This is a genomic window from Streptomyces sp. NPDC002513 (assembly GCF_053595355.1).
The window spans coordinates 1-13770 of record NZ_JBSFXK010000010.1 but is presented as its reverse complement, the minus strand read 5'-3'; the positions used below and the strand labels follow the sequence as shown (position 1 = coordinate 13770).

Genomic DNA, 13770 nt, shown 5'->3' with positions numbered 1-13770 from the left:
CCGGCCCCGACCCGCCCTGCCGCGTCGGGCCTCGCGTCACGCCGGGAGCCGGGCCACGCGTACCGGTGTCCGTGACGCGGGCCACTGTCGAGTGGGGTGCGCACACGAGATATCTTGATGTCGAGCAATGTTGCAGACGTGGAGCGGAGCACCCGGTGACTGACTCGACCATCATTTACACGCACACTGACGAGGCCCCGGCCCTGGCGACGTATTCCTTCCTGCCGGTGGTCCGGGCATACGCCGCGGAGGCGGGTGTCGCTGTGGAGACGCGTGACATCTCGCTGGCCGGGCGCATCCTCGCGGTCTTCCCCGAGTACCTGCACGAGGAACAGCGGATCAACGACGACCTCGCTGAGCTGGGCGAGCTGGCCAAGAGCCCCGAGGCCAACATCATCAAGCTGCCCAACGTCTCGGCGTCCGTCCCGCAGCTGAGGGCGGCCGTGGCCGAGCTGCAGGCCAAGGGCTACGCGCTGCCGGACTACCCGGACGAGCCGAAGACCGACGAGGAGCGGGAGACCCGCGCCCGTTACGACAAGATCAAGGGCTCCGCCGTGAACCCGGTGCTGCGCGAGGGCAACTCCGACCGCCGCGCCCCCGCGTCGGTGAAGAACTACGCCAAGACCCACCCGCACCGCATGGGCGCCTGGACCTCCGAGTCCCAGACCAACGTGGCGACCATGGGCGTGGACGACTTCCGCTCCACCGAGAAGTCCGCGGTGATCTCCGAGGCCGGTTCGCTGCGTATCGAGCTGAAGGGCGACGACGGCTCCACCACCGTCCTGCGCGAGTCCGTCCCCGTCCTCGCGGGCGAGGTCGTGGACGCCTCCGTGATGCGCGTCGCCGCGCTGCGCGAGTTCCTGACCGCTCAGGTCGCCCGCGCGAAGGAGGAGGGTGTCCTGTTCTCGGTGCACCTGAAGGCCACGATGATGAAGGTCTCCGACCCGATCATCTTCGGCCATGCGGTGCGCGCCTTCTTCCCGAAGACGTTCGCGCGGTACGGCGAGACGTTCGCCGCGGCCGGCCTGACCCCGAACGACGGTCTGGGCGGCATCTTCAAGGGCCTCGAAGGCCTGCCGAACGGCGAGGAGATCAAGGCGTCCTTCGACGCCGAGCTGGCCGAGGGCCCGGCGCTGGCGATGGTCGACTCCGACAAGGGCATCACCAACCTGCACGTCCCGTCCGACGTCATCGTCGACGCCTCCATGCCCGCCATGATCCGCACCTCCGGCCACATGTGGGGCCCGGACGGCCAGGAGCACGACACCCTCGCGGTGCTGCCGGACTCCAGCTACTCCGGTGTGTACCAGGCGGTGATCGACGACTGCCGCGCGAACGGCGCCTACGACCCCGCCACCATGGGCTCGGTGCCGAACGTGGGCCTCATGGCGCAGAAGGCCGAGGAGTACGGCAGCCACGACAAGACCTTCGAGATCCCCACCACGGGTACCGTCCGTCTCGTCGACCAGGCCGGCAACGTCGTCCTGGAGCAGACCGTCTCCGCCGGTGACATCTTCCGCGCCTGCCAGACCAAGGACGCCCCGATCAAGGACTGGGTGAAGCTCGCCGTCACCCGCGCCCGCGCCACCGGCGACCCGGCGGTGTTCTGGCTGGACGAGACCCGCGCCCACGACGCCCGGCTGATCGCCAAGGTCAAGGAGTACCTGCCGGAGCACGACACCGAGGGCCTGGACATCCGCATCCTGGCCCCCGTGGAGGCCACCAAGCTGTCCGTGGAGCGCATCCGCCGCGGCGAGAACACCATCTCCGTCACCGGCAACGTGCTGCGTGACTACCTGACCGACCTGTTCCCGATCCTGGAGCTGGGCACCAGCGCCAAGATGCTGTCGGTCGTCCCGCTGATGGCGGGCGGCGGACTGTTCGAGACCGGCGCCGGCGGCTCCGCCCCGAAGCACGTCCAGCAGCTGGTCAAGGAGAACTACCTGCGCTGGGACTCGCTCGGCGAGTTCTTCGCGCTCGTGCCGTCCTTCGAGCAGTACGCGAAGACCACCGGCAACCAGCGCGCCCAGGTCCTCGCCGACACCCTCGACCGCGCCACGGCGACCTTCCTCAACGAGGACAAGTCCCCGACCCGTCGCCTCGGCGGCATCGACAACCGTGGCAGCCACTTCTACCTGTCCCTGTACTGGGCGCAGGAGCTGGCGCGGCAGACCGACGACGCGGAGCTGGCGAAGGTGTTCGCCCCGCTCGCCGAGTCGCTCTCGTCCCACGAGCAGAAGATCGTCGACGAGCTGCTCGCCGTCCAGGGCAAGCCGGCCGACATCGGCGGCTACTACCAGCCCGACCCGGCGAAGGCCACCGAGGTCATGCGCCCCTCGGAGACCTGGAACCTGCTGCTGTCCTCGCTCGCGTAAGCGGCGTCCGCGCGGCACCCGCACGGTGTGACCACCGCCCCGGCCGGATCCGATCCGGCCGGGGCGGTCGTGTCCGCGGAACCGGGTGCGCCGGGGTACTACGACGCCGCCCGCCCGGCCGGCGTCCCGGCATCGGGGTGGGCCAGGCCCAGGTGGTCGCGCAGGGTCGTGCCCTCGTACTCCGTGCGGTACACACCGCGCTCCTGCAGCAGCGGGACCACGGTGTCCGCGAAGGCGTCGAGCCCGCCCGGGGTGATGTGCGGGACGAGGATGAAGCCGTCGGACGCGTCGGCCTGGACGAAGGCGTCGATGTCCCGCGCCACGGTGGCCGGGGACCCCACGAAGGCCTGGCGGTTGCCGGTGTGGATGACCAGGTCCCGGATCGACCAGTCGTGCGCGGCGGCCAGCTCCCGCCACTCCCGCGCGGTGGCCAGGGGATCGCGGTACATCCGCACCTGGGCCCGGCCGCGCGCGATGGTGTTCTCGCCGGGCAGCGGGTCGATGTCCGGGAGGGGGCCGTCAGGGTCGTAGGCGGACAGGTCGCGGTTCCAGACGAACTCCAGGTGCTTGATCGCGGTGGCCCCGCTGACCTGCGCCCGGCGCACCTCGTGGGCCAGTTCCTCGGCCTCCGCGTCGGTGTCGCCGAGGACGAAGGTCGCGGCGGGCAGGATGAGCAGGTGGTCGGGGCGGCGGCCGTAGGCGGCCAGCCGGCCCTTGACGTCCGCGTAGAAGCTCCGGCCGGACTCCAGGGTGCTGTACCGGCTGAAGATGGCGTCCGCGCTCGCGGCGGCGAACTCGCGGCCCTCGTCGGAGTCCCCGGCCTGGAAGATCACCGGGCGCCCCTGGGGGCTGCGCGGGACGTTGAACCGGCCGTGGATGTCGAAGTGCCGGCCGTGGTGGACGAAGGCTCCGGCCTTCGCGTCGCGCAGGAAGGCTCCGGTCGCCGGGTCGGCGACGATCTCGTCGCCGCGCCAGGAGTCGAAGAGCTCGTTCGCCGTGGCGAGGAACTCCTTGGCGCGGGAGTAGCGCTCCTCCTGCGGCAGGAAGCCGCCGCGGCGGAAGTTCTCTCCGGTGAAGGCGTCCCAGGAGGTGACGACGTTCCAGGCGGCGCGTCCGCCGGAGAGGTGGTCCAGGCTCGCGAACTGGCGGGCCACCTCGTAGGGCTCGTTGAAGGTGGAGTTGATGGTGCCGGTCAGGCCGAGGCGGTCGGTGACGGCGGCCAGCGCGGCGAGCACGGTGAAGGTGTCGGGGCGGCCGACGACATCCAGGTCGTAGATCTGCCCGTCCTGTTCCCGCAGGCGCAGCCCCTCGGCGAGGAACAGGAAGTCGAACCTGGCTCGCTCGGCGGTCCGTGCGAAGTGCGCGAACGAGCTGAACTCGATGTGGCTGCCGGCCTTCGGGTCGCTCCACACGGTGGTGTTGTTGACGCCGGGGAAGTGGGCCGCGAGGTGGATCTGCTTGAGCGGCTTGCTCATGGTCGGGTGTCCTTCCGGCTCAGGCGACGGGGGCCGCGTAGCGGTTGGCGGGGCGGGCGAGCCCCAGCAGCCCGCGCAGGGTGCCGGCCTCGTACGCGGTCCGGAACGCGCCGCGGCGCTGGAGTTCGGGGACGAGACCGCGGGTGATCCGCGGCAGGTCGTGTCCGGCGACGGCGGGGCGGAGCCGGAACCCGGTCAGCCCGGCTGACCGCAACTCCTGGAGCAGGTCGGCGAGTTGGGCGGGGGTGCCGGTGAAGATCGGAGCGTCGCCGGTGTACGGGGCTTGGGCGGCGGTGTCGAGGCGCTCCCGGCGGGCGGCGGCCTCGGCGGGGTCGTCGTCGAGGAAGACCACCAGATCGCCGAAGAGGTGCAGCGGCTCGTCCGCGCGGCCGGCGGCCGCCTGCTCGGTCCGCACCTCGGTGACGATCGCACGGGCCTGCCCGGCGTCGTGCGGGGTGACATAGCCGAGGTCGGTGGAGCGGGCGACGAGCCGCAGCGGCACGCCCTGGTGGGCGAGCGCGGTCACCGGGGGCAGGCCCTGGGGCGGGCGCGGAGTGATGGAGGGGCCCTTGACGCTGAAGTGCCGGCCCGTGAAGTGGATGTAGTGGAGCTTGTCGCGGTCGATGAACCGGCCGGTGGCCGTGTCGCGGATCTCCGCGTCGTCCTCCCAGCTGTCCCAGAGCCGGCGCAGGACCTCGACGTAGTCGGCGGCCTCGTCGAAGAGATCGGTCACCAGGTCCTGTGCGCCGGGACTGTCGTAGGCGTCGATACGGGGCAGGGTGCGGCGGCCGAAGTGCGCGGCCTCGTCCGGGCGCGCGCTGATCCGGACCCGGACGCCCGCACGACCGGTGCTGACGTAGTCGAGGGTGGCGATGGCCTTGGAGATGTGGAACGGCTCTGTGTGGGTGACAACCACGGTCGGCACCAGCCCTATGTGTCGCGTCAGCGGGGCGACCCGGGCGGCGATCAGGACGGCGTCGAGGCGGCCACGGACCTGGTCGGTGCGTTCGTCCGGGCCGAAAGCGTGCGACGACTGGGGGCCGAGCCCGTCCTCGAAGGTCACGAAGTCGAGGAGACCCCGCTCGGCCTCCGCGACCAGGCCGGCCCAGTAGCCGGCGGTGAACAGGTCCCGGGGCCGGGCCTCCGGCTCGCGCCAGGAGGCGGGGTGCCAGCCGGTGCCGTCGAGCGCCACGGCGAGATGCAGGGGGGAAGGAGAGGGTGAGGACACGAGTGGGTGCCTTCCTGGAAGTCCGTAACGAGAGTGCCGGGCCCTCACGCGAGGAGGGCACGGCGACGGGGTCGGGACGAGGCCGAAGGGGCCGCGCGGGCGGTCAGGAGTTGTCGAGCGGCAGGCCCGGCGGGTTGAGCTGCGACCTGGTGACGGCCTCGTTCGACAGGTTCCAGGCGGCCAGCCACTTGGCGTACTGGCCGTTCTCGATCAGGTGGTTGATGGCGTCGGCGACCGGCTTGGCCAGACCGCTGTCCTTCTTCGCCGTCGCGGCGATCAGACCCTGGAGCGTCTCGCCGGCACCGGAGAACGTGCCCGCGTTGCGGGTCGCCCGAGGTGTGTGCGCGGTCTGGGCGATGTGGTAGGCGATGGCGGGGTTGGGACCGAAGTACGCGTCGATCCTGCCGGCGGCCAGCGCCAGATGGATGCTGTTGGTGTCCTGGAAGTACTTGACGGTGAGCTTCTTGCCCTCCTTGGCCAGCTTCGCCTTCCACTCCAGGAGGATGCGCTCCTGGTTGGTGCCGGAGCCGACGGAGACGGTCTTGCCCGCGAGGTTCTCGTAGTCGCCGGCGAAGTTCCAGGTGCTCTTCTCGGGCACCTCGAAGGCGAGGTCGTCCTTGCGGTAGGAGGCGAACTCGTACTTCTTCTTGCGCTCTTCGGTGTCGGTGACGTTGGAGAAGGCGACATCGACCTTGCCGCTGTCGATGCCGACGAAGAGGTTCTCCCACGTCGAGTTCTTCACCTCGGGTCTGAGGCCGAGGACCGCGGCCACCAGGCGTCCGAGGTCGGGTTCGGCCCCGGTGAGGGTCTTCTGGTCGCTGCCGACGTACGCCAGCGGGGGGAAGCCGGAGGGCAGGGCGCCGACGCCGATCTCCAGGGTGCCTCTGCGGCGCAGGGCCGCGGGCAGTTCGGCGCTGATCGACTTCACCTCGGACACCTTCAGGGTGGTCCCCCGGGCGGCGCCGTTGGAGAGCCGCCCCACGGCGACCGTGCCGGAGGCCGCGCTGTCCGTGGTGGTGGCGGCGGTGCTGTCGCCCCCGCAGGCGGCGAGCCCGGCGGCGAGGGCGACGACGGCGGTGCCCGCGGTGAGGCCACGGCCCAGGCGGGTGCGGAGAGTGAGAGTACGCATGGCGGTCCTTGTTCGGTGAGCGGTGGGGCGGGACAGGGCGGTGCGGGTGGGGGGAGCGATGGGGGCCAGGGGTGTGGGGCGGCAACGGATGTGCGGCGACGCGGACCGGGCGGGCCGCGGACGGCCGGGAGGGGTGAGGGGTGACGGGTGAGGTCAGAGCACCTTGCTCAGGAAGTCCCGCGTCCGCTCGTGCCGTGGATGGTCGAGAACCTGGGCGGGCGGCCCCTGTTCGACGATCCGGCCGTCGTCCATGAAGACCACCCGGTCGGCGACCTCGCGGGCGAAGCCGATCTCATGGGTGACGATGACGAGGGTGGTGCCGCCGCGGGCCAGGTCCTTGATGACGGCGAGCACCTCGCCGACGAGTTCGGGGTCGAGGGCGGAGGTGGGTTCGTCGAAGAGGATGACGCCAGGGCGCAGGGCGAGCGCGCGGGCGATGGCCACGCGCTGCTGCTGGCCGCCCGACAACTGCCGGGGATACGCCCCCGCCCGGTCGGCGAGTCCGACCCGCCCGAGCAGGTCGCGGGCCAGTTCCTCGGCCGCGGGTCTGCTCAGTGCCCGGGTCGCGACCGGGGCGGCGGTCACGTTGTCCAGCACCGTCAGATGCGGGAAGAGGTGGAAGTTCTGGAAGACGAACCCGATGCGGCCGCGCTGGGCCAGGATGGCCCGCTCACTCAGTTCCTTGAGGCGGTCGCCGTGCCTGCGTACGCCGATGGGTTCGCCGTTCACGCTGACATAGCCGCGTTCGGGCTGCTCCAGGTGGTTGATCACCCGCAGCAGCGTCGACTTGCCGGAGCCGGACGGGCCGAGGATCACGGTCACCTCGCCCGGCCGTACGGTCAACTCGATGCCGTTCAGCACCCGGTGGGCGCCGAACGACTTGTGCACGTCGTGGACCTCTACGGCGGCGGGGCGGGTCGGCGACGTCTCGGTGGTCATACGGCGGCCTCCCTGCGCGCACGGTCCCGCAGGTCGCGAAGACCGTTGCGGAGCTGGTGGAACGGGGTGGGCGGCAGGGTCCGGGCGGCGCCCCGGGCGTAGTGCCGCTCGACGTGGAACTGGACGACCGACACGAGGCTCGTGAGGATCAGGTACCAGACGGTGACGACCAGCAGCAGCGGGACGATGTCGCCGGGGTAGGTGCTGCCCATGGTCTGCGCGGAGCCGAACAGGTCCAGCAGCGAGACGTAGAACACCAGTGAGGTGCCCTTGATCAGGCCGATGAGCTGGTTGACGTACGCGGGGATGAGGGACCGGAGGGCCTGTGGGAAGACTATCCTGCGGAACTGGTAGCTCCTGGGCAGCCCGAGGGCGGCCGCCGCCTCGTGCTGGCCCTGGTCGACGGAGAGGATGCCGCCGCGGACGACCTCCGCGGCGTAGGCCGCCTCGTTCAGGCTCAGGCCGACGACGGCGACGGTCATGTCGGTGGCGAGCCGTGACTCGTCGAAGGCGAAGAAGGCGGGGCCGAAGGGGACGCCGATGCTCAGCGTCTTGTACAGCGCGCTGAAGTTGTAGAGGAAGATCAGCACGACGATCAGCGGTGTGGAACGCAGCGCCCATACATAGGTCCAGCTCACCGCGCGCAGCACGGGGCTCCTGGACAGCCGGGCCAGAGCGAGGAGGATTCCGCCGAGCAGGCCCAGTACCGCGCTGAGCGCGGTGACTTCGAGGGTGACGAGCAGTCCGTCGAGGAGGGTGGGGCGCAGGAACCAGTAGGCGAAGCGGTCCCACTGGTAGAAGGGGTTGGACACCAGTCCGTGGACGAACTGGGCCACCAGCACGAGCACGACGGCGGTGACGATCCAGCGGCCCGGCCGGCGCAGCGGCAGCACCCGCTGGGCCGTCGGGGGCGCCGCGCCGGTGTCGTCGGGCGGTGCCGGGGCGAGGGACACGGCAGTGCCGAGGGGTTCAGTCATGGCAGGCTCCAGCGGAGTCGGACGCCCCGGGGCGGCGCGCGCCACCGCACGACCGGGCGGCACGGGCCGTCGGGAGCGAGGGGGCGTGGGAGGCGCACGGGACCGGGGGCGGGACGGAAACATGGGCGCACCACGGCGGCGGTGCGCGTCAGGGAGGGGGAACGCCGTCAGCCGTGACAGCGGGCAGAGCCCGGGGTGGTACAGAGTGCGCTGTTGACGCGGAGGAGATCGACGGAGCGGTTCGCGCACAGCAGGACGCTGCAACGGGGCCGCTGAGCGGCTGTCCTCGAAGCTGCGTCCATCACTGCCACCGTCACTCTTCCGGCCCGTGGGGCCACGCGCTTACCGAAACGTCATCCGGTCGGGTCGTCACCTGGGGCACCCCACTGCGGAGCGAGGGTTGCCGGTCAGCAAGCCAGGGCTTGTCGCTGACGCTCATGACCTTTCTGGCCGTAAGTTAAGACAGGCGCCCGAAGCGCTGTCAACGTGCGTCCGTCAGGTGATACGTGCGCGGGAGCGCCGGCCGCCGGTCAACAGGGCGTCGCCGCCGCGCCGCCCGTAACGTGCGCCGCCCAGTCCAGGATCTGCACGGCCGCGCCCGCGGCCTCCGGACCGCGGCAGTGGGCGTGATGCCGGCGGGCGATCCCGTCGAGGTCGAGGTGCGGGCCGAAGGCGGGATCGGCGGCCAGCCGGCGGGCGTAGGCCCACAGGTGCGGATGGCCGGCGACGCGGTGCACGGCCTCGGCGTCCAGGTGCCAGCGGTGCACGGTGTCGAGCTGCACCAGGGTGACCCACAACTCCACGTCTGCCGCACTGAGTTGATTGCCCAGCAGATACTTCTGGCGGGACAGCCGGCCTTCCAGTGACCGCAGGGTGCGCAGCAGCGAGCCGAGTGCGGCGTCTCTGTCCTTGCCGTCCTCGCCCTCGGCGTCGGCGCGTCCGGCGCGCTGGGCGGCCGCGTCGATGCCCTGGGCACACAGGCGCCGGACGCCCTCGATCTCCGGGTCGGCGCCCTGCGGGTAGAGCGCGGGGCGGCCCGCGCCGAAGCGGCGCGCCAGGTCGCGCATGATGTCGGGGGCGTGGGTGCTGACGATCCGGCCCGACCAGTCGTCGCTGAGCACCGGCGCCACGGCGGCTCCCGGGTAGCGATGGGCGCTTGCCTCGTACAGCGGGCGCAGCGCGGAGTGTTCGCCGCCGGGTCCGTCGGGCACCGCGGGCAGCAGGGTGACGGGCAGGACCTCGTCGAGGCCCAGCAGGCTGTGGGTGATGGCGATCCGCAGACAGTGCGGACAGGACGGGGACAGGTGGAGGCGGTAGCGGCGCGGTACGGCGTAGTGGCCGCTGCGGGCGTCGCCGCCGATCCTGCCCCGGAAGGCGGGACCGGGCGAGGCGTACGGGAGGGCGGTCAGGGCATGGGCGGACATGTCTCTCCCCGGGGTCTGGGTGCGCGAGGGTGCGGTGGGTGGCGGCCCACGGGCGGGCGGTGCTCCCCGGTCACGGGACGGGGCGGGTCGCGAGCCCGGCACCGCCGGTTCAGCGCAGGGGACCGGACGCGCTGCAGACACGCAGCAGGTCGATGTGACGGCGGGAGGTCAGAAGGAGGGACCGCCGGCGGGTGCGGTGCACACGGCCGATGACCGGCTCCAGGCGTCCCATGCTTCCCTACCTGTTCACTAGGAAATCCCTACTGGAGTGTCGATCGGGCTCCGGCCCGCGTCAAGAGGGGGTCCACGGGGTGAGAGCGCCGCACGGGAGGGGCGGATCACGGTAGTTGGGCGCCGACGAGTCCCCCAGCGGGAGGTCTCTCCGGCGCCGGCCAAGGCTGCTGCCGAGGCGGAGACGGGGAACCTTGACACCCCAAAGTGTGACCGATTGGGTACTCACATGCAGAAGGACCGCCCTCGCCAGTTGTCCACCGCCGAGGAACGCCGCGAGACGGTGCTGCGCACCGCGATCGGGGCGTTCGCCGCGCGAGGCTACTTCGGCACCACCACGGCCGAGGTCGCCAGGGCGGCCGGGATCTCCCAGGCGTACGTCTACCGGCTCTTCCCCAACAAGGAGCTGCTGTTCGTCGCCGTGGTCGAGCACTGCTTCGTACAGGTGCGGGCGAGTCTGGAACGGGCGGCCGCCGAGGCCGGGGGAAGCTCTCCCGAGGCGGTGCTCTCGGCCATGGGGGATTCCTACGCCAAGCTCATCAGCGACCACGACCTGATGCTGATCCAGTTGCACGCGCAGGCGGCGGCCGTCTCGGAGCCCGCGGTGCGCGAGGCCGTCCGGCAGGGGTACGCCCGGCTGGTGGAGTACGTCCGCGGGGTGTCCGGCGGCAGCGAGCGGCGGATCCAGGACTTCTTCGCCATGGGTATGTTGTGCCACCTGATCGTGTCGATGGGGGCCGACGAGGTGGCGGCCCCCTGGACGCGGACGCTGGCGGCGGGAATCACCCACCACTGACGCGGCCCGCCGCGTGCGCCGTCACCCGGCGCCCGGCCCCTCTACCCGCCCCGCACGCCGTTGACCAGCCATTTCCCCGATGTGTTCAGGTCGCTTTCAGGTGGGGACGCCCCTGTGGCAACTCATGCACCAGAAGCCCCAAAACAATGGCAAAGAAACCTGGGAGAGCGGCAGTTGGTCATGACATCGTGCGTGCCATGACCACAGAGCACGTCCTTGATGACCGGCCGCACTCCCGTACCGCACTACGCCGCATGGCGAACAAGGTGCCGGAAGTGACCGTGTACTTCTGGATCATCAAGGTTCTCACCACGGGCATGGGCGAAACCGCGTCCGACTATCTCGCGCACCTGCTCGGCCCGATCCCTGCCGTCGGTCTGGGCGGTCTGGCCCTGCTGGTGTCGCTGGTCGCGCAGTTCACCGTGCGACGGTACGTGGCCTGGGTCTACTGGACCGCCATCGTCATGGTCAGCGTGTTCGGCACGATGGCCGCGGACGTCCTGCACGTGGGCCTCGGCGTCCCCTACACGCTGTCGACGCCTCTCTTCATGGTGGCGCTGGCCGCCGTCTTCATCATCTGGTACGCGAGCGAGCGGACCCTGTCCATCCACAGCATCGACTCCCGCCGCCGCGAGGCGTTCTACTGGGCGGCGGTCCTGGCCACGTTCGCCCTCGGCACGGCGGCCGGCGACCTGACCGCCACCATAGGCCTCGGCTACCTCGGTTCCGTCGTCCTGTACGCCGTCGCGATCTGCGTCCCGGCCGTGGCGCACCGCGGGGGCCTGCTGGGCGCGGTGCCCGCGTTCTGGTCCGCGTACGTCATCACCCGCCCCCTCGGCGCCTCGATCGCCGACTGGATGGCCCTCGGTCACAGCCGTGGCGGTCTGGGCTGGGGCCTGGGCCCGGTCACCCTGTCCTGGACGGTGGCCATCCTCGGCTTCGTGACCTATCTGGCGGTGTCACGGCGCGACACCGCCACCGTGTGAGGCGGCCCCGCCACGTCACGGCGCCGGCGCGGTCCGGAAACGGAACGCGCCGGTACCGCCGCCCATGGTCAGCCAGACGTCCTCTCCGTCCCTGACCAGTCTGAGGGCGATGTGCGCGCACCCGGGGCAGCGCGCGGTGAGCCCCGGCTCCGGTCCGTAGACCTGGAGTTCGGCGAGCGAGCCCGACCGCGCGCACTCGGGACAGCGCCACCAGGCCGTGGTGGGTTCCACGGCGAGGATCTCCGAGAGCGGGCCGGCAAGGCAGTTGCCGTCGAGGTGCGCGGTCGTGTCCGCCATGGTGGACCTCCGGTGCGGTGGGGTGTGACGGTTCAGCCGAAGCGTTCGGTGCGGATGGTGACGGGATCCCGTCCCCCGTCGATCAGCAGATCGGCGACGACCTCGACGAAGGCGGTGGGTCCGCAGACGTAGACGGGGCTGGTCGGCCGGAGCCCGCCCGTCGCGGCGTCGAGGTCGGCCGCGGTGACGCGGCCGGGCGCGCGCGACGCGTCCGGCGGGGCCTTGCGGGTGTACACGACGTGGACGTCCAGGCCGGGGTGCCCGTCGGTGAGGTGGTCGCCGTACCAGACGTCGTCGGGCGTGCGTACGGAGTACAGCAGACGGAAGGGGCCGGCGTGCCGCGCCTCGCGATGGGCGCGGACCATCGCGGCCAGGGGCACCACACCGGAGCCTCCGGCGACCAGGAGCACCGGTTCGGTCTGCGCGGGCCGCCACACGAACCAGTTGCCGAGGGGCCCGCGCACCTCCACGTCCGCGCCGAGCGGCAGGCCGTCGGCCAGATACGGCGAGACCTCTCCGTCCGGCACGGACTGGACGCCCAGCTCGATCCGGTCACCGTTGACCGGTGCGGCCAGGGAGTAGCTGCGCACGGCCTGGTAGCCGTCGTCGGCGGTGAGCCGTACGTCGACGTGCTGGCCGGGCAGATGTCCCGGCCAGCCGGGCACGGTGAAGACGAGGGAGCGGGCGGTGGCGGTCTGGGCGTGCCGCTCGACCAGCCGTGCGCGGCGCCAGGCGATACCCATGGTCAGTCGCCCCAGTTGCGCTGCTCGCGCCACGGGTCGCCGTAGTTGTGGTACCCGACGGACTCCCAGAAGCCCGGCTCGTCCTCCGGCGTGAGGGTGAGTCCGCGCACCCACTTGGCCGACTTCCACAGGTACAGGTGCGGGACGAGCAGCCGGGCGGGACCACCGTGTTCGGGTGACAGGGGGAAGCCGTCGTAGGTGTGGACGATCCACGCCTTGCCGTCGAGCAGGTCCTCCAGCGGAAGGTTGGTGGTGTAACCGCCGTAGCTGTTGACGACGACGTAGTCCGCGGCCGTGTCGACGTCCTCGAAGAAGGCGTCGAGGGGCACCCCGCGCCAGTGGGTGTCGAACTTCGACCAGCGCGTCACGCAGTGGATGTCCTGGACGGTCTCCTGCTGGGGCAGGGCCAGCATCTCGTCCCAGGTCCAGCGGTGCGTGTCGCCGGCCTCGGTGGTCACGGTGAAGTTCCACGTCTCGGTGGGGACACGCGGGGTGGGGCCGGCGGACAGCACGGGGAACGACTCGGTCGGGTACTGCCCGGGGGGCAGCCGGTCGGCCAGGGCACGGTCTCGCCCGCGGAAACCGGGTGAGAAGGAATTCACAGCGTCATCTCCTGAACGGATGTGCGACCGACGTCCGGCCCCGGTGCGGGCCGCCGTCGGCTGTGGAGCGGGCCCGCCGGCGGTGCGGGCCGGTCTGCGACCGTGGGGTGCGGGCCGGTCCCCGATCGTGGTACGAGCCGCTCGCCGACCGTCGAACACACCGGACCGTCCGCCGTCCGGTTCCCGCATTCGGTGCCAGGGGCGCCGAACGGGCTGACCGCTCGGCGCCCTTGAGACGTGTGTCGGCCGCGCGGACGAGGCAAGGGAACACCCGTCCGCGCGGCCCATGGTGACGAACCGTCAGCCTGGTCCGCAGACCGAGGGAACGGCCCCCTCGGCGACGGTGACCTCGACGGCGGGGTCGCCCGCCGCCACGGGGTTCGTCGATTCCTTCAGGTCGCTCACCAGCGGGGAGGCAGGGAAGCGGCCCTGAAGAGATCAGGCGGTGTGCAGCGCCTTGTGCAGGGTGCGGACGGCCATCGTGATGGCGGCCTCGGCGCCGTGCGTCTCGCGCAGCGCGTTGAGCATCACGAAGTCGTGGATGACGCCCTCGATCCGCACGGCGGTC

Annotated in this window: 13 protein-coding genes, 1 pseudogene and 1 riboswitch; of the genes and pseudogenes, 3 read left to right on the top strand and 11 right to left on the bottom strand. The window is 71.4% G+C overall.

The features are described 5' to 3' along the window. Positions 1–155 precede the first annotated feature (155 nt). On the top strand, positions 156–2375 hold the full coding sequence (locus ACWD5Q_RS09635) for an NADP-dependent isocitrate dehydrogenase (protein WP_451426464.1): 2220 nt from the start codon (positions 156–158) through the stop codon (positions 2373–2375). Between the two features lie 98 nt (positions 2376–2473). Here the strand turns inward: ACWD5Q_RS09635 and ACWD5Q_RS09630 are convergent, their stop codons facing one another. The 7 genes from ACWD5Q_RS09630 to ACWD5Q_RS09600 form a co-directional block, all read right to left on the bottom strand. Next, entirely contained in the window at positions 2474–3850 is a 1377-nt protein-coding gene (locus tag ACWD5Q_RS09630) for an NtaA/DmoA family FMN-dependent monooxygenase (RefSeq protein ID WP_451426463.1), read from the bottom strand. A gap of 19 nt (positions 3851–3869) precedes the next feature. After that, positions 3870–5078 carry an LLM class flavin-dependent oxidoreductase gene (locus tag ACWD5Q_RS09625; protein ID WP_451426462.1) on the bottom strand — a complete coding sequence of 403 codons (1209 nt, stop codon included), beginning with the start codon at positions 5076–5078 and terminating at the stop codon, positions 3870–3872. A 103-nt stretch (positions 5079–5181) separates the two neighbouring features. Further along, positions 5182–6207 carry an ABC transporter substrate-binding protein gene (locus tag ACWD5Q_RS09620; protein WP_451426461.1) on the bottom strand — a complete coding sequence of 342 codons (1026 nt, stop codon included), beginning with the start codon at positions 6205–6207 and terminating at the stop codon, positions 5182–5184. 153 nt (positions 6208–6360) lie between these two features. Further along, positions 6361–7146 (bottom strand): amino acid ABC transporter ATP-binding protein, encoded by a 786-nt coding sequence (locus ACWD5Q_RS09615; protein WP_451426460.1) that lies wholly within the window; start codon positions 7144–7146, stop codon positions 6361–6363. After that, positions 7143–8123: an amino acid ABC transporter permease gene (locus tag ACWD5Q_RS09610; protein WP_451426459.1), complete on the bottom strand. Its 981-nt coding sequence runs from the start codon at positions 8121–8123 to the stop codon at positions 7143–7145. Before ACWD5Q_RS09610 ends, ACWD5Q_RS09615 begins: the two co-directional genes overlap by 4 nt. A 333-nt stretch (positions 8124–8456) precedes the next feature. Beyond that, a riboswitch (SAM riboswitch) is annotated at positions 8457–8566 on the bottom strand. An 87-nt stretch (positions 8567–8653) separates the two neighbouring features. Continuing rightward, a complete protein-coding gene (locus ACWD5Q_RS09605; protein WP_451426458.1) occupies positions 8654–9547 on the bottom strand; it encodes a glutathione S-transferase C-terminal domain-containing protein in 894 nt (297 codons plus the stop codon). Between the two features lie 109 nt (positions 9548–9656). Next, complete coding sequence (locus tag ACWD5Q_RS09600; RefSeq protein ID WP_402432530.1) at positions 9657–9779, bottom strand: hypothetical protein; 123 nt, start codon at positions 9777–9779, stop codon at positions 9657–9659. A gap of 228 nt (positions 9780–10007) precedes the next feature. Here ACWD5Q_RS09600 and ACWD5Q_RS09595 point away from each other — a divergent pair, with 228 nt between their 5' ends. Together ACWD5Q_RS09595 and ACWD5Q_RS09590 are read left to right on the top strand one after the other, a co-directional pair. Then, on the top strand, positions 10008–10574 hold the full coding sequence (locus tag ACWD5Q_RS09595) for a TetR/AcrR family transcriptional regulator (RefSeq protein ID WP_451426457.1): 567 nt from the start codon (positions 10008–10010) through the stop codon (positions 10572–10574). Positions 10575–10771: 197 nt separating this feature from the next. Next, entirely contained in the window at positions 10772–11560 is a 789-nt protein-coding gene (locus ACWD5Q_RS09590; protein ID WP_451426456.1) for a COG4705 family protein, read from the top strand. 15 nt (positions 11561–11575) lie between these two features. Here the strand turns inward: ACWD5Q_RS09590 and ACWD5Q_RS09585 are convergent, their stop codons facing one another. The 4 genes and pseudogenes from ACWD5Q_RS09585 to ACWD5Q_RS09570 form a co-directional block, all read right to left on the bottom strand. Next, entirely contained in the window at positions 11576–11857 is a 282-nt protein-coding gene (locus tag ACWD5Q_RS09585; protein WP_451426455.1) for a DUF6510 family protein, read from the bottom strand. 32 nt (positions 11858–11889) lie between these two features. Further along, on the bottom strand, positions 11890–12600 hold the full coding sequence (locus tag ACWD5Q_RS09580) for a ferredoxin reductase (RefSeq protein WP_451426585.1): 711 nt from the start codon (positions 12598–12600) through the stop codon (positions 11890–11892). Positions 12601–12602: 2 nt separating this feature from the next. After that, the gene (locus ACWD5Q_RS09575; RefSeq protein ID WP_451426454.1) at positions 12603–13202 is read right to left on the bottom strand and encodes a sulfite oxidase-like oxidoreductase; all 600 of its coding nucleotides are present in this window, start codon (positions 13200–13202) and stop codon (positions 12603–12605) included. A 438-nt stretch (positions 13203–13640) separates the two neighbouring features. Continuing rightward, positions 13641–13770, bottom strand: a pseudogene (locus ACWD5Q_RS09570) (esterase); the annotation flags it as partial.